Raw genomic sequence first — 19378 nt, 5'->3', positions numbered from 1 at the left:
ATGATAGAAACTCTGCTCGAAGTGCGTAATTTAAGCAAAACGTTCCGCTACAGGACCGGCTGGTTTCGCCGTCAGACAGTCGAAGCGGTAAAACCATTGAGCTTTACGCTGCGTGAACGCCAGACACTGGCGATTATTGGTGAGAACGGTTCCGGTAAATCGACGCTGGCAAAGATGCTGGCAGGAATGATTGAGCCAACCAGCGGCGAGTTATTGATTGACGATCATCCTCTGCATTTTGGCGATTATTCCTTCCGAAGCCAGCGTATTCGCATGATATTTCAGGATCCGTCGACTTCATTGAATCCACGTCAACGTATTTCGCAGATCCTTGATTTTCCACTGCGTTTGAACACAGACCTGGAACCGGAACAGCGCCGCAAACAGATAATTGAAACGATGCGTATGGTCGGGCTGCTGCCGGATCACGTCAGTTACTATCCGCATATGTTGGCCCCCGGGCAAAAACAGCGTCTTGGTCTGGCGCGCGCGCTGATATTACGCCCCAAAGTGATTATTGCCGATGAAGCCCTCGCCTCGCTGGATATGTCGATGCGTTCGCAGTTGATTAATCTGATGCTGGAGTTACAGGAAAAACAGGGCATTTCGTATATTTATGTTACCCAGCATATCGGAATGATGAAGCACATCAGCGACCAGGTGCTGGTCATGCATCAGGGAGAAGTTGTCGAACGCGGTAGCACTGCGGATGTGTTGGCATCGCCGCTGCACGAACTCACCAAACGGCTAATTTCCGGCCACTTTGGCGAAGCATTGACGGCGGATGCGTGGCGTAAAGATCGTTAGTATTCGGTACCTCATTCTGACAGGGGAAATCCCCGTCAGAATGAGGTATTCATTACTTTTGATTGTCGATTCTGGTGAGAGCAACCAGCAATGCCAGCGTATAACACACCATAATTGCCAGGCTCATTTTTAACAGCGTTTCCCCACCAAGCCCCGACAATGGCGCGGCTATACCGCCGAAGACAAACATGCTCATCCCCATCAACGCAGACGCCGTTCCAGATTCCTGCGTCCCTACTGCACTCATAGCCTCTGCCCCGCCAACAGTGCCGATGCCGCTACAAAATGCGATGGTGAAAAATAATGCCACCAGTGCCGGAATGGGTAACTGCAACCATGCGCATAAGACCGTGAGCAATGCACACAAAATTGCCGCTATCAGGCCACCTCTCAGCAATATAATCGCGTTAACTCGTCGCGCCAGGCGCGAGAAGATCCATGAAGCGATGATAAGTCCGATGCCGTTAAGGCCAAACACCAGGCTAAATTGCATTGGACTAAAGCCAAATTCTTTCTGCAACACGAACGACGAAGAGCCGATGTACGCAAACAAGCCTGCCAGCATAAAACTTTGAATCAGGCAAAGGCGCATAAAACGGCGGTTCTGCACCACGCTTCGTCCGGTTAATAGCAATGATGAGCCCCTTTTATTTTCTGGCAATGTCTCATTGATAAATAACAGACAGCCCAGCAACAGTACGGTGCTAATTTCAGCCATCACCCAGAATAAAGTGCGCCAGTCAAACGTGCTGACAATATAACCGCCCAGCACTGGCGACAACACCGGTGCCAGGCCATTCACCGTCATTAACAGCGCAAAGAACTGGGTCAGCGTTACTCCCTGATATTTGTCACGAGCAATAGAACGAGAGAGCACCGAACCACCTGCCCCCGCGATCCCTTGAATAAAACGCCAGACCACCAGCCAGTAAATATTGTTCGTTGTCGCGCACAAAATGGAAGAAATAATAAACAATAGCAACGACAAGACTAACGGACGTTTACGCCCTATTTTGTCGCTCAGAGGGCCAAATAACAGTTGTCCGACGCCAAGACCGATCAGTGATGCGGTCAGCGTTAATTGCGTTATGGTCGAGGTTGCCGCCAGTTGCTCTGACATCTCCGGCAAAGCCGGCAAATAAAGATCGGTACACATCGGGCCGATACCGGCTAAAAGACCAAGAATCAACGCCCATGAAAGAGAGACTCTAGCCATACTATTCCTTACTTGAGTGATGACATGCCACCGCCCAGCGACTGCCAGATCGTGATGCGGTTCGTAAAATCAGTCAGTTGCAATGCCAGCAGCTCCTGCTGTGCGCTCCACAAACTGCGCTGTGCCGTCAACACGGTCAGGTAATCACCAACACCCGCCTGATAACGACGCAGGCCAACATCGACCGTTTGTTGTTCAGCTTTAACATACTGACGCTGTGCATCCAGTTGCTCCTCAAGCGTGGTCCGCCGCGCCAGTGCGTTAGCGACATCTTTAAACGCGCTCTGAACGGTTTTCTCATAGGTGGCAATGAGCCCGCGCTTTTGTGCTTCTGCGTAACGAAGCTGCGCCAGATTACTACCGCCGGTGAACAGCGGTAATGTTACCGATGGCGCAAATGACCAGACCTGCATTCCGTGGCTGAACAGCGATGACAATGCGTCACTGCCAACACCGGCGCTGGCAGTCAGCGAAATCGTCGGGAAAAAGTTAGCCCGCGCGGCGCCAATATCGGCATTGGCGCTCTTCAGATTATGTTCCGCTTCCTGGATATCCGGGCGACGCAGCAGAACGTCAGATGACACTCCCGCAGGAACCAGGCTTATCATCTGTTCCGGCAGGCTTTCCAGTGTTCCCGGTAGCAGATTTTCCGCAAGCGTTGTACCGGCCAGTAAGTTCAGCGCATTTTTATCCTGCATCACTTGTGTCTGGTAGCTGGCAACGCTGGCGCGCGCTTGCTGATAAACACTCATCGCCTCACTGACATCTGTCGCTGCCGCCGTGCCAACCTGTTGCTGGCGCTGGATAATTTTCAATGAGTTTTCTGCACTGGCCATCGTTTCTTTTGCCAGGGCCAGATTGCTGTTATCAGCCGCCAGGGTCAGCCAGGCGGTGCTGATTTCAGCAATCAGCGTTAAACGGGTGTTCTGGGCTGTAAATTCACTGGCCAGCCAGGTTTCTCGCGCCGCCCGAGATAAACTCTGATTACGACCAAACAGATCTAACGTAAAACTGGACACCGTGCCGTCAGCCTCGGCAGTGGTTCCCGTACCATTCGCCAGCGAACGACTGCGGGTCGAACTTAAGGCCGCATTCACCGTCGGGAATAACGACGCATTAGTTTGCCCATAGAGCGCCCGTGCGGAGTCAATATCAGCTATCGCTTTTTGCACATCGCGGTTACTGTTCAGAGCAATGGTCACCACCTGCTGCAATCGGGGATCGTGGATCACCTGCTGCCAGTCATGGCTGATTGCCTTTCCCTGGCCCTGTGCTCCCGGCAAGGTCGCCGGGATTGGGGATTCAGGCGTGCTGTAGTGAGGATCGAGCGAGACACATCCCGCACTCAACAGCACCAGAAAAATAAGAGAACGACGCAACATAACTTACTCCTGACGGCGCGGTTTACCGGCAAACAAACGTTTCACCAGTACAAAAAACAGAGGAACAAAGAAAATAGCCAGCAACGTAGCGGTCAGCGTACCGCCAATAATGCCCGTACCAATGGCGATACGGCTGTTCGCACCTGCGCCGGTCGCCATCGCCAGCGGCATTACCCCCGCAATAAACGCCAGCGAGGTCATGATGATTGGGCGTAAACGAGTCTGCGCCGCGCGTAATGCCGCCCGACTCAGGGAATGGCCCTCAGCAACTGCCGCTTCAGCAAATTCAACAATCAGAATGGCGTTTTTCGACGACAAGCCGATAGTGGTTAATAGCGCCACCTGGAAGTAAACATCGTTGTTTAAATCACGCATCCAGGCCGCCAGCGCCGCGCCAAGAAGCCCCAGTGGGATCACTAGAATGACCGAGAACGGAACTGACCAGCTTTCGTACAGGGCTGCAAGACAGAGGAAAACCACCAGAATAGAGACTGCGTACAGACTTAATGCCTGACCACTGGCCAGTTTCTCCTGCAATGACAAACCACTCCAGGCCCAGGTCGTTCCCGCAGGAAGACTGTTTGCCAGTTCCTCCATTTTTGTCATTGCATCGCCGGAACTAAAGCCAGTCGCGTTTTCGCCCTGAATTTCATAAGCCGCAGAACCGTTGTAGCGAACTAGTTTTTCCGGGCCATAGATCCAACGTGTAGTGGCAAAAGCAGAGAACGGCGTCATGGCGTTATCGCTACCGCGCACAAACCATTTCCCTAAATCTGACGGCGCGGAACGAAATTCACTGTCGCCCTGAATGTAGACTTTCTTCACACGACCACGGTCAATAAAGTCATTCACATAAGTACCGCCCCACGCGCTGGCCAGCGTGTTGGTGACATCGCTTAAGCTCAACCCCAGCGATACGGCTTTATTGTTATCGATATCTACCTGCAATTGCGGCATTTGCGGCAGGTCATTGGCGCGCACAGAAATCAATTCAGGGCTTTGATTAGCCTGTTCAATCAACTGATTACGCATTTTAAGTAAGGTTTCACGGTCAGTCGCACCACTTGCCATTAATTCAAACGTAAAGCCATTGCTTTGCCCCAGTCCGTCAACGGCTGGCGGCGTCATGGCAAATACCGTGGCATCACGAATTGTGCCCAACTCTTTGGTTGCCCGTAAGGCGATAGCCTGGGCGGTATTTTCTGCCCCTTTACGTTGTGACCAGTTTTTCAACGAGACAAACGCCATCCCGGTATTCTGTCCGCTGCCGCTAAAACTGAAACCATCAACGGTAAAGATGACATCGGTATTTGCTTTTTCGTTTACCAGGAACCAGTCAACAATCTTGCGATTCACTTCTGCTGTACGAGCCGCGGTCGCCCCAGCTGGCAGCGTGTACTGCACCATGATTTCGCCCTGGTCTTCAGTGGGTAAGAAACTGCCCGGCAGTTTCCACATCATCAGGGCCATTCCGCCACCCAGCACGGCATAAACACCCATCGTTCGGGCAGCACGGCGCAGGACATAAATTACGCCTCGCTGATATTTATCTTCAGTACGGCGGTAAAAGCGGTTAAATGCGCCGAAAAAGCCTTTTTTATGCGGTGGAACATGCTGAAGGACGGAACCGCACAGCGCGGGAGTCAAGGTCAATGCCACCACCACGGAAAGCAGCATTGCGGAGATAATGGTTATCGAAAACTGACGATAAATTACTCCCGTAGATCCCCCAAAGAAGGCCATCGGCAGGAATACGGCTGACAACACCAGCGCAATAGCAACCAGTGCGCCAGAAATCTCGCCCATTGATTTTTCCGTGGCTTCACGCGCGGGCAACCCTTCGTCACGCATAATGCGTTCGACGTTCTCCACCACCACAATGGCATCGTCCACCAACAAGCCGATCGCCAGCACCATTGCAAACAACGTCAGGGTATTAATCGAATAGCCAAACAACGCAAGAACGCCGAATGTGCCCAGCAAAACGACGGGGACAGCTAACGCCGGAATCAGCGTGGCGCGCAGGTTTTGCAGGAATAAATACATCACGCAAACCACCAGTACGATGGCTTCAAACAGTGTCTGAATTACGTCCTCTACGGAGATTTTAATAAATTCAGTGCTGTCTTTCGGGTATGCGATGTCGTATCCCTGCGGCATGTTCCGCTGGAATTCGGCAATCTTATCCTTGACCAGCGTCGCTGTATTCAGCGCATTCGCACCGGGCGAAAGCATTACAGCAACCCCGGCAGACGGGTGACCGTTAAGTTTGCCGATCGCGGTATAATCTTCACTGCCCATCTCAACGCGAGCCACATCTTTTATGCGAACAACTGCGCCGTCTGACTGGCTTTTCACGATAATATTTTTGAACTGATCCACCGTCTGCAAACGAGACTGCGCACGTACTGTCGCCGTCAGTTGCTGAGTATTCGGTGAAGGCAATGCCCCAATTTTCCCGGCAGTAACCTGCACGTTTTGCGCTTCGATAGCACTTTGCACGTCTGAAGGCATCAGCGAGTAAGACGCCAGTTTGGCCGGGTCAAGCCAGATGCGCATAGCATATTCTGCGCCAAAGACTTGCAGACTCCCCACACCTTCAACGCGCGCCAGCGGGTCCTGAACGTTACTGACCAACCAGTCGGCGATATCCGAACTGGAGGCTTTGTCAGTGGTGTCATACACGGCAGCAATCAGCAAAAAGTTGCTTTGTGATTTTTCCACTGTGACGCCAGTTTGCTGCACTTCACTCGGTAAGCGTGACTCAGCCTGCTGAATTTTATTCTGCACCTGAACCTGTGCAGTGTCGGGATCGGTACCTTGTTCAAAGGTCACATTAATACTGACCGAACCATCAGAGCTGCTGGTTGAGCTAAAATAGAGCAAATTATCCAGCCCGGTGAGTTGCTGTTCGATAACCTGGGTCACGCTGTTCTCCAGCGTTTCGGCTGAAGCACCGGTATAAGTGGCTGAAATTTTTATGGTCGGCGGCGCAACGTCAGGATATTGCGCGACGGGTAATGTGCGAATGGCCAGAATACCCGCCAACATAATCAAAATGGCGATAACCCAGGCAAAGACCGGACGGCGAACAAAAAAGCGCGAAAACATCAGGCGTTGCCTCCATTAGCCTGAACTTCAACAGCCTTGACGGTCTGCCCTGAAGTTACTTTGGCGGAACCTTCAACAATCAGTCGGTCGCCGTCATGCAGGCCGTTCAGCACCAGCCATTTATCACCATACGTTTCTCCCGTTTCGAGCGTTCGCTGCTCTACTTTATTGTCTTTATTCACCACCAGCGCAGTTGCATTGCCTTTAGCATCGCGCGTGACGCCCTGTTGAGGCGCGAGAATAGCGTCTTCCATCACGCCTTCATCGACACGAGCGCGAACAAACATGCCTGGTAATAACTGTTGTTGTGGATTGGGGAAAATCGCCCGTAATGTCACCGAGCCGGTAGACTCATCCACAGCGACTTCGGTGAGTTCCAGACGCCCTTTTTCGCTGTAGATTGTGCCATCTTCCAGAATAAGTGAGACGCTCATGGTGTCACTGTTGGTCGCCAGTGACTGTTTGCGCAGACGCAATAAATCGACACTGGAGCGAGTGAGGTCGACATACATTGTATCCAGACCACGAATGGTCGTTAACGCCGTATCCTGCGACGCGGTCACCAGTGCGCCAGGGGTCACCGACGAAATGCCAATACGCCCCGAAATCGGCGCGGTTACCGTGGTCCAGTCAAGATTAATGCGCGCGGTTTCCAGTGCGGCTTTTTTCGCTTCAACACTGGCTTTATCTTGTGCGCAGGTAGACTGAGCATCATCAGCATCCTGTTGTGAGACACCGTTATCTTTCACCAGTCGGGCATAACGCTGCGCTTTCTGGCAATCGGCTTTTACCAGTGCCTGTGCCTGTTGTAATGCTGCCCGGGCTTCATTCCATGCCGCCCGATAACTGGCCGCATCAATTTGGTACAATGGTTGTCCGGCCTTAACCAAATCGCCTTCAGTAAATAGGCGTTTCTGGATAATTCCCCCAACCTGCGGACGTACTTCAGCACTGAGTGCCGCACTGGTGCGCCCGGTTAATTCACTGACTACCGAAACCGGTTGAGATTTGAGCGTAACAACGCCCACTTCTGTTTCCGACGGGGATGAATTGTTATTTTGCGTATTATCACAACCAGATAAGAGTAGCATTGCCACTACAGACGTTGCTATATACTTCATTATTTTCTCCAGGGTGAACAATACCCTCCCCATTAAAATTAATGAGGATATGTCAGGGATATTCAGATATAACGAACCCGCATCGCGAAATGAATTTCGCAATGAAATAAGGGGGATTAATATCCCCCACTATCGGTTAATTCTTTTCTTATTAATTTATCAACATACTAACAATGTCCTGATATATTTTTTGCAGACGTTGGGGATCACTTTTTTGCGGTGTTAAGCGACGATAAACCGTACCTTCCATCATGGTGGCAAGCACTTCAACGCAGCAACGAATGTGCTCATCGCTAAGATGGGGATGCATTCTTTTCATATGTGCACAACCGTTAGCGAACATTCTGGCGTCAGCTTCCTCGAGCATCGCCATCACCCGTGGGTTGCGTGTGGCTTCTGCAGCCACTTCCAGCATCAACGCGTCGTCGTCCTCATTTAAGGATTTCCGCAAAGCAAGAACTTCCGGGAAGTGATCGGTACGCGCGTCAATGTCCATCTGGGCAATACGAAAGTCGATGATACGGCGAACCATCTCTTCAATAATGGCGTCTTTATTGGCGAAGTAACGATATATCTGACCCACGCTAAGCTGAGCTTCGCTGGCAATTTGCGACATACTGGCGGCGTGAAAACCGCAGCGACGAAAACACCGACGGGCGGCGTTGATGATTTCATCCTGACGCTGTTTGTGACGTATCTCCAGCTTGCTGGTCATTTCTGTCTCCTGTCCTTCCACTTAGTGAGAACGATCATTCTCATTTTTACCAATTATACATTTCTCCAAAGTGAGGGAAAGTATTTTTATCTTATTCATGGTGTATATTCTGATAATGAAGAGATTGTGGAGATTCTGTGAAGATAGTTGACAATATTAATTTGGGGGCTATTTGTCAGAGATAAGACAGCGACTGATTGGCGCCAGAGTATTAATCGCCGATGACACAACAAACGCCGGACCTGATAAATCCGCGTCTGTTTTATCATCAAACTTACCGGAAGTAATACGAATAGTTTTAAAGCCAGACGCTATAAGATATTTCCACAACCTGCCCCTTGCAGGCGTCGCAAAATGCTCTGGACTGCTGATTCTCTCCGGTACAGAAAGCGCAACTATAGCCACCCACAGCCAGGTTGATTATAATAACCGTTTATCTGTTCGTACTGTTTACTAAAACGACGAATCGCCTGATTTTCAGGCACAACAAGCATCAACAATAAGGATTAAAGCTATGGGTTTTCTTTCCGGTAAGCGCATTCTGGTAACCGGTGTTGCCAGCAAACTGTCCATCGCCTACGGTATCGCTCAGGCGATGCACCGCGAAGGAGCTGAACTGGCATTCACCTACCAGAACGACAAACTGAAAGGCCGCGTAGAAGAATTTGCCGCTCAATTAGGTTCTGACATCGTTCTGCAGTGCGATGTTGCCGAAGATGCCAGCATCGACACCATGTTCGCTGAACTGGGTAAAGTTTGGCCGAAATTTGACGGTTTCGTACACTCTATTGGTTTTGCACCTGGCGATCAGCTGGATGGCGACTATGTTAACGCCGTAACTCGTGAAGGCTTCAAAATTGCCCACGACATTAGCTCCTACAGCTTCGTTGCAATGGCAAAAGCTTGCCGCTCCATGCTGAATCCGGGCTCTGCTCTGCTGACCCTTTCCTATCTGGGCGCTGAGCGCGCTATCCCGAACTACAACGTTATGGGTCTGGCAAAAGCGTCTCTGGAAGCTAACGTGCGCTATATGGCCAACGCAATGGGGCCGGAAGGTGTGCGTGTTAACGCCATTTCCGCAGGTCCGATCCGTACGCTGGCCGCTTCCGGCATCAAAGACTTCCGTAAAATGCTGGCGCACTGCGAAGCCGTTACGCCGATTCGTCGTACCGTTACCATCGAAGATGTGGGTAACTCCGCAGCGTTCCTGTGCTCCGATCTCTCTGCCGGTATCTCCGGTGAAGTGGTCCACGTTGACGGCGGTTTCAGCATCGCTGCAATGAACGAACTGGAACTGAAATAATCGTTCTGTTGGTCAAGATGGGCGGCGTTCTGCCGCCCGTTTTCTCTGTTATACCTTTCTGATATTTGTTATCGCCGATCCGTCTTTCTCCCCTTCCCGCCTTGCGTCAGGATAACGATTTCCGTTATGACCAAGGAGCGCCCATGGAACAACGCCACAGTTCAGGCAAAAGCCATTGGTATCATGAAATCCAATCCAGCACTTCAGAGCATAACGTTCTGCCACTTGTACCCGAAGCCGCAAAGGTCAACGACCCTTTTTTGCTCGACGTGATTCTTGAGGAACAAACGCTGGCCCCCTTTCAGTCATGGCTGGCACCCGCACGTGCACTCGCTGGAACATTGTTCCCGGATCAGCTGGCCGTGACCCGCTTGCAGACATTCACCGCTTATGAACGCCTGTCTACAGCTCTGACTGTTGCCCAGGTCTGCGGCGTCCAGCGGTTGTGCAACTACTATTCCGCGCGCCTGACACCACTTCCCGGACCGGATTCCTCCAGGGAAAGTAATCATCGGCTGGCGCAAATCACACAATATGCCCGCCAACTGGCCTTCTCTCCATCTATTATCGACGGTCGATCCCGTGAGCATCTTAAAGATGTCGGCCTTACCGCCTGGGACTGTGTGTTCATTACCCAAATTATTGGCTTTGTCGGTTTTCAGGCGCGAGTGATTGCCTCATTGCAGGCTTATCTTGAGCAACCAGTTCGTTGGCTACCCGGTCTGGAGATGCAAAACTACGCCGATGCATCACTGTTTGCGAATGAATCAACTCGCTGGCGTACCTGCTACGCCGTAGAAAAATCATGTGAAGATGCGGTGAACAGTTCGTCGGTTGAACTCAGCCAACTGACCGAAATACTCAATCTTCACCCAGCTCTACTTTCACGCCTTGAGGAGCTATTCGCCAGCACATTGGTTAGCGCCAAAACCAACCATCAACTTGCGACGTTGTTAACCGCGCGGATTAATGGCAGCGCCGCTTGCTTCGCTAGCCAAACATATTCAACAACAGAATATAAAGAGGCAATCCTCATTCTACGTCAGGGCGAAAATGAAATTAATCGGTGGGCTGATAGCCATTGTGTTGAGCGCGCTACCGTTCAGGCGATACAATGGCTGACCCGAGCACCCGATCGCTTTAGCGCCGCCCAGTTCAGCCCATTACTCGAACACGAAATATCATCAACACAGGTTATTAATTTGTTGGTATGGAGCGGGCTTTGTGGCTGGATCAATCGCTTAAAAATCGCGTTGGGTGAAACATATTAACCTTGCTGCGTCAGACAGAATCGCGTAAAACTGTCAGCCGCTCTAATGGCCACCAAAATAGACAATTATGTTTCAGGACAACCCGCTGCTAGCGCAGCTTAAACAGCAACTGCATTCCCAGACGCCCCGCGCTGAAGGGGTGGTAAAAGCCACTGAAAAAGGCTTTGGCTTCCTGGAAGTCGATGCACAGAAAAGTTATTTCATTCCGCCGCCGCAAATGAAAAAAGTGATGCATGGCGACAGAATTATCGCAGTCATCCACAGCGAAAAAGATCGTGAATCTGCCGAACCAGAAGAGCTGGTTGAACCTTTTCTAACCCGCTTCGTGGGTAAAGTTCAGGGCAAGAATGACCGTCTGGCCATTGTCCCTGATCATCCATTATTGAAAGATGCCATTCCTTGCCGCGCAGCCCGTGGCCTGACACATGAATTTAAAGAAGGCGACTGGGCAGTTGCCGAAATGCGCCGTCATCCATTGAAAGGCGATCGTTCTTTCTATGCAGAACTCACGCAGTACATCACTTTTGGCGACGATCACTTCGTGCCGTGGTGGGTAACTCTGGCACGTCATAACCTGGAAAAAGAAGCGCCGAACGGCGTTGCTACTGAAATGCTCGACGAAGGTCTGGTGCGCGAAGATCTGACTGCACTGGATTTTGTCACCATCGATAGCGCCAGCACGGAAGATATGGATGACGCCCTCTTCGCGAAGGCGCTCCCGGATGACAAACTGCAACTGATCGTGGCGATTGCCGATCCAACCGCGTGGATTGCAGAAGGTAGCAAACTGGACAAAGCGGCAAAAGTTCGTGCATTCACCAACTATCTGCCAGGTTTCAACATCCCAATGCTGCCGCGTGAGCTTTCCGACGATCTCTGCTCCCTACGCGCCAATGAAATTCGCCCGGTAATGGCGTGTCGGATGACGCTCTCCGCAGATGGCACCATTGAAGACAATATCGAGTTCTTTGCCGCGACTATCGAGTCCAAAGCGAAACTGGTTTATGACCAGGTTTCCGACTGGCTGGAAAACACCGGCGACTGGCAGCCAGAAAGTGAGGCCATTGCCGAACAAATTCGCCTTCTGGCGCAAATTTGCCAGCGTCGCGGCGAGTGGCGCCATAACCATGCACTGGTGTTTAAAGATCGCCCGGATTACCGTTTTATTCTCGGTGAAAAAGGTGAAGTGCTGGATATCGTCGCCGAGCCTCGTCGTATTGCCAACCGTATCGTCGAAGAAGCGATGATTGCTGCTAACATTTGTGCTGCCCGCGTACTGCGCGATAAGCTCGGTTTTGGTATCTATAACGTGCATATGGGCTTTGATCCGGCAAATGCTGAAGCGCTGGCAGCATTGCTAAAAACGCACGGTCTGCATGTCGATGCTGAAGAAGTGCTCACGCTGGATGGTTTCTGCAAGCTGCGTCGCGAACTGGATGCGCAACCGACCGGTTTCCTCGACAGCCGTATTCGTCGTTTCCAGTCCTTTGCCGAAATCAGCACTGAGCCAGGCCCTCACTTTGGCCTCGGTCTGGAAGCGTATGCCACCTGGACCTCACCAATCCGTAAGTATGGCGACATGATCAACCATCGTCTGCTGAAAGCGGTCATCAAAGGCGAAACGGCGACGCGTCCGCAGGATGAGATCACCGTTCAAATGGCCGAGCGTCGTCGTCTCAACCGGATGGCGGAACGTGATGTCGGTGATTGGTTATACGCACGCTTCCTGAAAGACAAAGCCGGGACCGACACCCGTTTTGCGGCAGAAATTGTCGATATCAGCCGTGGCGGCATGCGCGTGCGTCTGGTTGATAATGGCGCTATCGCTTTTATTCCTGCGCCATTCTTACACGCCGTACGCGACGAACTGGTTTGCAGTCAGGAAAATGGCACCGTGCAAATTAAAGGTGAAACGGTTTACAAGGTAACCGATGTTATCGACGTCACTATTGCCGAAGTTCGTATGGAAACTCGCAGCATTATTGCTCGTCCGGTAGCGTAATATTCTTTTGCGGCCCATTCATTACGGATGGGCCGTTTACCTTACTCGTCTCCGCATTCGTTTTTATCCCCCAAGATTTTTTTCACAGACTTTCGTTTGTAAACTGGCGTTTTTCCAAAACTGGATTACAAATAAATATATAAATAAAACAATACGTTTAGCCGTCGCTAATTTTATGTAATTCATGTTGGACCTTTCTTTTAATCGCGAACTCTGCTGTTAACCGGAAGACACGCTTCATGAAAACAGTTAGGGAGTCCACAACGTTGTACAACTTTCTCGGATCGCACAATCCATACTGGCGTTTATCGGAAAGCAGCGATGTTTTGCGCTTTTCCACCACCGAAACCACAGAACCTGAACGTACTTTGCAGTTAACTGCTGAACAGGCTGCTCGCATCAGGGAAATGACGGTCATCACTTCCAGCCTGATGATGAGTCTGACCGTCAATGAGAGCGATGTTTCTGTGCATCTGGTTGGACGAAAAATCAATAAACGCGAATGGGGCGGCAACGCGTCTGCATGGCATGACACACTTGCAGTAGCCCGCGATTTATCGCATGGGCTTTCTTTTGCTGAACAGGTAGTGTCTGAAGCTCATTCCGCGATAGTCATTCTTGACAGCCGGGGAAATATCCAACGGTTTAACCGATTATGTGAAGAATACACAGGTTTCAAAGAGCACGATGTCATTGGTCAAAGCGTATTTAAGCTGTTTATGAGCCGTCGTGAAGCTGCGGCATCCAGCCGCAATAACCGAGGCTTTTTTCGCAGTGGTAATGCTTATGAAATTGAGCTCTGGATACCAACGCGCAACGGTCAACGGCTATTTCTGTTTCGCAACAAATTTGTGCACAGCGGTAGCGGCAAAAATGAGATCTATTTAATCTGTTCCGGCACCGATATTACCGAAGAGCGTCGCGCCCAGGAACGACTTCGCATACTGGCAAATACCGACAGCATCACTGGACTACCGAATCGTAACGCCATGCAGGCGTTAATCGATCATGCCATTGATCAAGCTAACGACTGTAAGGTTGGTGTTGTATATCTTGATTTAGACAATTTTAAAAAGGTAAACGACGCTTACGGGCATTTATTTGGCGACCAGTTGTTACGTGAGGTGTCACTGGCCATTTTAAGCTGCCTTGAACAGGATCAGGTGCTGGCGCGTCCTGGCGGGGATGAGTTTCTGGTGCTGGCACCCAATACATCACAAAGCGCACTGGAAGCGATGGCATCACGTATTTTAACCCGGCTTCGCCAACCCTTCCGTATTGGTTTAATTGAAGTTTATACTGGCTGTTCCGTCGGTATTTCACTTTCGCCACAACATGGTATGGACAGCGCAGCCATTATTCGCCATGCCGACACCGCAATGTACACCGCAAAAGAAGGTGGGCGCGGACAGTTCTGTGTTTTTTCGCCAGAAATGAACCAACGTGTTTTCGAATATCTTTGGCTTGATACCAACCTGCGTAAAGCGCTGGAAAACGATCAGTTAGTTATTCATTATCAACCAAAAATCACCTGGCGCGGTGAAGTTCGAAGCCTGGAAGCGTTGGTGCGCTGGCAGTCGCCTGAACGCGGACTCATTCCCCCGTTAGACTTTATTTCCTATGCAGAAGAGTCTGGGCTAATTGTTCCATTAGGACGTTGGGTGATTCTCGATGTGGTGCGTCAGGTGGCGAAATGGCGTGATAAAGGCATTAATCTGCGGGTAGCGGTGAACATCTCTGCTCGCCAGTTTGCCGATCAAACTCTTTTTACCGATCTGAAGCAGGTTCTTCAAGAACTGAATTTTGAATACTGCCCTATTGATATCGAGTTAACTGAAAGCTGTCTGATAGAAAATGATGAACTCGCCCTCTCCGTCATTCAGCAATTTAGTCAGTTAGGCGCGCAAGTGCATTTGGATGATTTTGGCACCGGTTACTCTTCGCTTTCGCAACTGGCCCGTTTTCCCATCGATGCGATTAAACTTGACCAAGCTTTTGTCCGTAATATTCACAAACAACCTGTCTCGCAGTCATTAGTGCGCGCGATTGTCGCCGTCGCCCAGGCATTGAATCTGCAAGTCATCGCCGAAGGCGTGGAAAGCACAAAAGAAGATGCCTTTTTAACCAAAAACGGCATCAATGAGAGGCAAGGATTTTTGTTTGCCAAACCAATGCCTGCCGTGGCCTTTGAACGTTGGTTTAAACGTTACCTGAAACGCTTATAAAGAGACGAATGTATATAATTAGCGATATATAATCTTATCACACATCATTTTCTTGAATGAAAATTGGCCTTTGCCACTATACGCTTCTCTTTTAGTGGCAATTTTTGCATTATTCATTTTTGCCTTTATTTGCCATAAGGATACCCTCATGTCTGAATTTGATGCCCAGCGCGTTGCCGAACGTATTGATATTGTGTTAGATATCCTTGTGGCGGGCGATCACCACTCTGCGATCCATAATCTCGAGATACTAAAAGCAGAACTCTTGCGCCAGGTTGCTGCATCTACGCCAGACATCCCGAAGGCACCGTGGGAGATTTAACAGTCGTGCTTTCAGGCTTTCCATTTAGCAGAAAAGGATGCCAGGCGCGTCAGCTTTTTTATTGAATATTATAACGTTATAAGAATTACAGCGATGAATTCCCGACAACAAACAATTCTACAGATGGTCATTGACCAGGGTCAGGTTAGCGTAACCGAACTGGCAAAAGCCACTGGTGTTTCTGAAGTTACTATTCGCCAGGATCTCAACACCCTCGAAAAACTGAGTTATCTGCGCCGCGCGCATGGTTTTGCAGTTTCGCTTGATAGCGATGATGTTGAAACCCGGATGATGAGTAATTATACGCTGAAGCGTAAACTTGCCGAGTTTGCGGCTTCTCTGGTTCAGTCAGGTGAAACTATCTTTATTGAAAATGGCAGCAGCAATGCCCTTTTGGCTCGCACGTTAGGCGAACAGAAGAAAGATGTTACCATCATTACGGTTAGCAGCTACATTGCGCATTTGTTGAAAGACGCCCCCTGTGAAGTCATTTTACTTGGTGGCGTGTACCAGAAGAAAAGCGAAAGCATGGTTGGCCCTCTGACACGTCAGTGTATCCAGCAGGTTCATTTCAGTAAGGCATTTATTGGTATTGATGGCTGGCAACCTGAAACTGGATTTACTGGACGCGACATGATGCGTACCGACGTAGTCAATGCAGTGCTGGAAAAAGAGTGCGAAGCAATAGTTCTGACGGACAGCTCAAAATTTGGTGCCGTACATTCTTACTCCATCGGCCCTGTTGAGAAAATCAAACGGGTCATTACCGACTCGAAGATACCTGCCAGCCACCTGTTGCATCTTGAGCATAATAGACTGACAGTTCACGTCGTCGACAATTAATTTCCCCTCCTCTACGGATGATTTGCACTTTCGCAAATCATCCGCTCTAAGATGATTCCTGGCTGTTAATTAAGACTATTTACCTGTCCTTAAAACTTCAAAGTTGTAAACTTAACATTAGCGATATAACAGGAAGTGACTGTCACCTGCGTGATATAACCCTGCGCGAGAGGATTTCACGGAAAATAACTTTTTCAGAAAGCGTCTTAACTATTATAGTTAAAGAGAGCTTACTTCCGTGAATCATAAATTCAGGAGAGAGTATAATTCAGGAGAGAGTATTATGTTTGTAACGAGCAAAAAAATGACCGCGGCTGTTCTGGCGATTACGCTGGCTATGTCTCTGAGTGCCTGTTCTAACTGGTCTAAACGAGATCGTAATACCGCAATCGGTGCGGGTGCAGGTGCTTTAGGTGGCGCAGTACTGACTGATGGCAGCACGCTGGGTACGTTAGGCGGTGCAGCAGTCGGTGGTATTATCGGTCACCAGGTCGGTAAATAATCGTAAATAAATGTCGATTAGCGACTCGCAATTATAATACGCTTAACTCTGTTCAGTACGAAATAACTGAATAATACACACTGTAAAATAAACGAAAGCCACGGAATATTTTCGTGGCTTTTTTTGTTAACCGCCGGCGAGTTTTACCTTCATGCCTTTCGCTTCAAGCATTGATTTTAATAAATCACGCTTATCTCCCTGAATTTCGATAATTCCTTCTTTTACTGACCCTCCGCAGCCGCATTTTTTCTTCAGTTCTGCCGCTAGCTTTATCAGTTCAGCTTCATCGAGATCAACACCAGTAATCAGGCAAACACCCTTACCTTTGCGACCGCTGGTTTGACGTTGAATACGCACAACGCCATCACCTTTAGAGCGTAAAGGGGCCACTTTCGGTTCATCGATACGTCCAGTCTCCGTTGAATAGACCAGACGGCTGTTGGAATCACTCATTATGCACTCCGCTGTAACGAGGCGTTGATCGCTTTCAGCGTTTGCGCTGGATCCGCAGATTGCGTCACCGGGCGACCAATCACCATATAATCAACCCCAGCTGCCAGCGCCTGTTCTGGCGTCATAATGCGGCGCTGGTCTCCAGCATCACTCCCCTGAGGACGAATACCCGGCGTAACCAGTTTGAAGTCCTGACCAAACGCTTGTTTAAAACGAACGGCTTCCTGGGCAGAACACACCACGCCATCAAGACCACATTTTTGTGTCAGCGCCGCCAGACGCTCTGCATAATCCGCTGGTGACAGTGTCACGCCGAGATCCGCCAGATCGCTTGATTCCATGCTAGTCAGCACAGTTACCGCTATTAACAACGGCGCGTCTTTGCCAAACGGAACCAGCGCCTCACGAGCAGCGGTCATCATACGCGCCCCGCCAGATGCATGAACATTCACCATCCACACACCTAAGTCAGCCGCTGCGGCCACGGCGTGCGCTGCTGTGTTGGGAATGTCGTGAAATTTCAGGTCAAGGAAGATATCAAAACCACGCTCTTGCAGTTCACGGACAAACTGTGGCCCAAACAGAGTAAACATCTCTTTGCCAACTTTCAGACGACAATCGCGTGGGTCGATTTTGTCGACAAATGCCAGCGCAGCATCACGATTATTATAATCAAGGGCAACAACGACGGGAGAACGCGTAACAGCGCGGGAAGAAGATGAAGCAGTTAACGTCATGACCAGACCTTCTTGATGATGGGCACCGGAAGTGGCGCGAAAAAGGTAAACGGCGTGCATTCTACCCGTGGAAATAAAAAATTAACAGTTGCGATTTCTCCCCTGTCAGGCTTTTCCATGCAGGCGTTACCGAAGCACATATGTTGATAACAGCCATTAGTATGTTGTAACTAAAGTTGATTTTTTTTAAAAACTACAGACCGTCCAGACCACGAATTGGTTTAATGGTCGACCAGGCCCGACAGGACGGACAATGCCAGTAGAGGGTATAAGCGGTAAAACCACACTTCTGGCAGCGATAACGCGGCTTGCTGCGTACCTTCTCACCAACCATATCGCGCAGCACCATCAGGCTCTCTTTTGCACGCCCTTCTTCCGCTTCATTGAGGTGGTAATCCATCAATTTGTGGAACACGCGCATGGTTGGATGACGTTGCAACTGCCGCGTAATGTAAACCTGAGCTGCATCGCTCCCGTCACGCGATTCAATGATGTCAGCAAGCATCAGTTCAGCATCAGCACCCGTATTTTCTTCCACCGCTCGCTGGAGAAACTCTGCCCATTCGTCAGTTTTACCCAACTGCTGATAGCAGGTTTGCAGCATTTCCAGCGTTTCGCTGACCAGTTCTCTGTCCTGAGAAATAACGCGTTGCAGGCTTTCGACCGCTTTGCCATACTCGCCTTTGGCCATAAAAACACGCCCCATCATGATGGATACGCGCGCGCTGTTTTTGTCGGCCGCCGCCCCTTTTTTCAGCAACGTCATGGCACGATCGAGATCTTCGCTGGCAATGTATTGAAGAGCTAATTCACAATAGAAATGAGCTATTTCGACCCGCTGTTTATCTTTACCCAGTTTAACCAAACGTTCGGCGACATCGATCGCCTTTTGCCATTCACTGGTGGCCTGGTAGATTTGCAGGAGTTGTTGCAAAGCGCCAACACGGAAGTCAGTTTCATCAGTCAATTGATTAAACATATCTTCCGCACGATCGTACAATCCGGCAGCCATGTAATCACGACCCAGTTGCTGAATTGCCAACAGGCGCTGTTCATAGGTCAGCGAGGCGCTTTCCATTAAGGTTTGGTGGATGCGAATTGCGCGATCGACTTCGCCACGGGATCGGAACAAGTTTCCGAGCGTAAGGTGGGCTTCAACGGTGCCGGTGTCCTCTTTGAGCATATCGAGGAACAGGTCCACCGCCTTATCTTGTTGATTGCTAAGCAGAAAGTTAACCCCCGCCACGTAATCACGTGACAGGCGATTGGCTTCATCTTGCTTGTTTTGTTGCGCACTTCTGCGGCCCATATACCAGCCATAGGCAGCGGCTACAGGCAAAAGCAGAAACAACAACTCCAGCATAGAAG

17 protein-coding genes are annotated in these 19378 nt (G+C 50.0%); 8 read left to right on the top strand and 9 right to left on the bottom strand.

All coding sequences use genetic code 11. From position 1 onward, the window contains the following. Nucleotides 1–807 carry a peptide ABC transporter ATP-binding protein SapF gene (gene sapF / locus FEK46_RS17815; protein ID WP_000573415.1) on the top strand — a complete coding sequence of 269 codons (807 nt, stop codon included), beginning with the start codon at nt 1–3 and terminating at the stop codon, nt 805–807. Between the two features lie 52 nt (nt 808–859). Here the strand turns inward: sapF and FEK46_RS17810 are convergent, their stop codons facing one another. The 5 genes from FEK46_RS17810 to FEK46_RS17790 all read right to left on the bottom strand — a co-directional run bounded on the left by FEK46_RS17810 (nt 860) and on the right by FEK46_RS17790 (nt 8352). Then, nucleotides 860–2023 carry a multidrug effflux MFS transporter gene (locus FEK46_RS17810; RefSeq protein ID WP_135559619.1) on the bottom strand — a complete coding sequence of 388 codons (1164 nt, stop codon included), beginning with the start codon at nt 2021–2023 and terminating at the stop codon, nt 860–862. Between the two features lie 8 nt (nt 2024–2031). Continuing rightward, nucleotides 2032–3405 carry a TolC family protein gene (locus tag FEK46_RS17805; RefSeq protein WP_135409887.1) on the bottom strand — a complete coding sequence of 458 codons (1374 nt, stop codon included), beginning with the start codon at nt 3403–3405 and terminating at the stop codon, nt 2032–2034. Between the two features lie 3 nt (nt 3406–3408). Then, nucleotides 3409–6516, bottom strand: coding sequence for an efflux RND transporter permease subunit (locus FEK46_RS17800; protein ID WP_167852919.1), 3108 nt, complete (start codon nt 6514–6516; stop codon nt 3409–3411). Then, entirely contained in the window at nt 6516–7637 is a 1122-nt protein-coding gene (locus FEK46_RS17795) for an efflux RND transporter periplasmic adaptor subunit (protein ID WP_135559620.1), read from the bottom strand. Before FEK46_RS17795 ends, FEK46_RS17800 begins: the two co-directional genes overlap by 1 nt. Before the next feature lie 151 nt (nt 7638–7788). After that, entirely contained in the window at nt 7789–8352 is a 564-nt protein-coding gene (locus tag FEK46_RS17790; protein ID WP_130208821.1) for a TetR/AcrR family transcriptional regulator, read from the bottom strand. Between the two features lie 514 nt (nt 8353–8866). Between FEK46_RS17790 and fabI the strand changes: the two genes are divergently transcribed. The 3 genes from fabI to FEK46_RS17770 all read left to right on the top strand — a co-directional run bounded on the left by fabI (nt 8867) and on the right by FEK46_RS17770 (nt 12928). Beyond that, nucleotides 8867–9655, top strand: coding sequence for an enoyl-ACP reductase FabI (fabI, locus tag FEK46_RS17780; protein WP_000506490.1), 789 nt, complete (start codon nt 8867–8869; stop codon nt 9653–9655). 143 nt (nt 9656–9798) lie between these two features. Beyond that, on the top strand, nt 9799–10926 hold the full coding sequence (locus FEK46_RS17775) for a CMD domain-containing protein (protein WP_135559622.1): 1128 nt from the start codon (nt 9799–9801) through the stop codon (nt 10924–10926). Between the two features lie 67 nt (nt 10927–10993). After that, a complete protein-coding gene (locus FEK46_RS17770) occupies nt 10994–12928 on the top strand; it encodes an exoribonuclease II (protein WP_135559623.1) in 1935 nt (644 codons plus the stop codon). Between the two features lie 63 nt (nt 12929–12991). Here FEK46_RS17770 and FEK46_RS17765 read toward each other — a convergent pair whose 3' ends face one another. Next, nucleotides 12992–13114, bottom strand: a complete 123-nt coding sequence (locus FEK46_RS17765) for a hypothetical protein (protein ID WP_130208829.1) — start codon at nt 13112–13114, stop codon at nt 12992–12994. Nucleotides 13115–13167: 53 nt separating this feature from the next. Between FEK46_RS17765 and pdeR the strand changes: the two genes are divergently transcribed. The 4 genes from pdeR to osmB all read left to right on the top strand — a co-directional run bounded on the left by pdeR (nt 13168) and on the right by osmB (nt 16820). Next, the gene (gene pdeR, locus FEK46_RS17760) at nt 13168–15153 is read left to right on the top strand and encodes a cyclic di-GMP phosphodiesterase (protein ID WP_135409882.1); all 1986 of its coding nucleotides are present in this window, start codon (nt 13168–13170) and stop codon (nt 15151–15153) included. A 148-nt stretch (nt 15154–15301) separates the two neighbouring features. Then, nucleotides 15302–15475 (top strand): protein YciZ, encoded by a 174-nt coding sequence (yciZ, locus tag FEK46_RS17755; RefSeq protein ID WP_130208833.1) that lies wholly within the window; start codon nt 15302–15304, stop codon nt 15473–15475. A 93-nt stretch (nt 15476–15568) separates the two neighbouring features. Next, nucleotides 15569–16318, top strand: a complete 750-nt coding sequence (locus tag FEK46_RS17750; protein WP_130259735.1) for a DNA-binding transcriptional regulator YciT — start codon at nt 15569–15571, stop codon at nt 16316–16318. A 283-nt stretch (nt 16319–16601) separates the two neighbouring features. Further along, entirely contained in the window at nt 16602–16820 is a 219-nt protein-coding gene (gene osmB, locus FEK46_RS17745) for an osmotically-inducible lipoprotein OsmB (RefSeq protein ID WP_000498252.1), read from the top strand. A gap of 126 nt (nt 16821–16946) precedes the next feature. On the opposite strand, the gene yciH is transcribed toward osmB, so the two are convergent. The 3 genes from yciH to lapB form a co-directional block, all read right to left on the bottom strand. Further along, complete coding sequence (gene yciH, locus FEK46_RS17740) at nt 16947–17273, bottom strand: stress response translation initiation inhibitor YciH (RefSeq protein WP_131161802.1); 327 nt, start codon at nt 17271–17273, stop codon at nt 16947–16949. After that, a complete protein-coding gene (gene pyrF, locus FEK46_RS17735) occupies nt 17273–18010 on the bottom strand; it encodes an orotidine-5'-phosphate decarboxylase (protein ID WP_130208839.1) in 738 nt (245 codons plus the stop codon). Before pyrF ends, yciH begins: the two co-directional genes overlap by 1 nt. A gap of 193 nt (nt 18011–18203) precedes the next feature. After that, nucleotides 18204–19373: a lipopolysaccharide assembly protein LapB gene (gene lapB, locus FEK46_RS17730; protein ID WP_130208841.1), complete on the bottom strand. Its 1170-nt coding sequence runs from the start codon at nt 19371–19373 to the stop codon at nt 18204–18206. Between the last annotated feature and the right edge of the window lie 5 nt (nt 19374–19378).

This window comes from Escherichia sp. E4736 (assembly GCF_005781225.1).
Lineage (GTDB): Bacteria > Pseudomonadota > Gammaproteobacteria > Enterobacterales > Enterobacteriaceae > Escherichia.
Note: the sequence above shows the minus strand (reverse complement) of the source record. Positions and strands in the feature narration are given on the sequence as shown.

What these genes read in the sequence shown, in the direction of transcription:
- sapF (WP_000573415.1), top strand. Translation starts at nt 1, where the DNA reads ATGATAGAAACTCTGCTCGAAGTGCGTAATTTAAGCAAAACGTTCCGC.
- FEK46_RS17810 (WP_135559619.1), bottom strand. Translation starts at nt 2,023, where the DNA reads ATGGCTAGAGTCTCTCTTTCATGGGCGTTGATTCTTGGTCTTTTAGCC.
- FEK46_RS17805 (WP_135409887.1), bottom strand. Translation starts at nt 3,405, where the DNA reads ATGTTGCGTCGTTCTCTTATTTTTCTGGTGCTGTTGAGTGCGGGATGT.
- FEK46_RS17800 (WP_167852919.1), bottom strand. Translation starts at nt 6,516, where the DNA reads ATGTTTTCGCGCTTTTTTGTTCGCCGTCCGGTCTTTGCCTGGGTTATC.
- FEK46_RS17795 (WP_135559620.1), bottom strand. Translation starts at nt 7,637, where the DNA reads ATGAAGTATATAGCAACGTCTGTAGTGGCAATGCTACTCTTATCTGGT.
- FEK46_RS17790 (WP_130208821.1), bottom strand. Translation starts at nt 8,352, where the DNA reads ATGACCAGCAAGCTGGAGATACGTCACAAACAGCGTCAGGATGAAATC.
- fabI (WP_000506490.1), top strand. Translation starts at nt 8,867, where the DNA reads ATGGGTTTTCTTTCCGGTAAGCGCATTCTGGTAACCGGTGTTGCCAGC.
- FEK46_RS17775 (WP_135559622.1), top strand. Translation starts at nt 9,799, where the DNA reads ATGGAACAACGCCACAGTTCAGGCAAAAGCCATTGGTATCATGAAATC.
- FEK46_RS17770 (WP_135559623.1), top strand. Translation starts at nt 10,994, where the DNA reads ATGTTTCAGGACAACCCGCTGCTAGCGCAGCTTAAACAGCAACTGCAT.
- FEK46_RS17765 (WP_130208829.1), bottom strand. Translation starts at nt 13,114, where the DNA reads ATGAATTACATAAAATTAGCGACGGCTAAACGTATTGTTTTATTTATA.
- pdeR (WP_135409882.1), top strand. Translation starts at nt 13,168, where the DNA reads ATGAAAACAGTTAGGGAGTCCACAACGTTGTACAACTTTCTCGGATCG.
- yciZ (WP_130208833.1), top strand. Translation starts at nt 15,302, where the DNA reads ATGTCTGAATTTGATGCCCAGCGCGTTGCCGAACGTATTGATATTGTG.
- FEK46_RS17750 (WP_130259735.1), top strand. Translation starts at nt 15,569, where the DNA reads ATGAATTCCCGACAACAAACAATTCTACAGATGGTCATTGACCAGGGT.
- osmB (WP_000498252.1), top strand. Translation starts at nt 16,602, where the DNA reads ATGTTTGTAACGAGCAAAAAAATGACCGCGGCTGTTCTGGCGATTACG.
- yciH (WP_131161802.1), bottom strand. Translation starts at nt 17,273, where the DNA reads ATGAGTGATTCCAACAGCCGTCTGGTCTATTCAACGGAGACTGGACGT.
- pyrF (WP_130208839.1), bottom strand. Translation starts at nt 18,010, where the DNA reads ATGACGTTAACTGCTTCATCTTCTTCCCGCGCTGTTACGCGTTCTCCC.
- lapB (WP_130208841.1), bottom strand. Translation starts at nt 19,373, where the DNA reads ATGCTGGAGTTGTTGTTTCTGCTTTTGCCTGTAGCCGCTGCCTATGGC.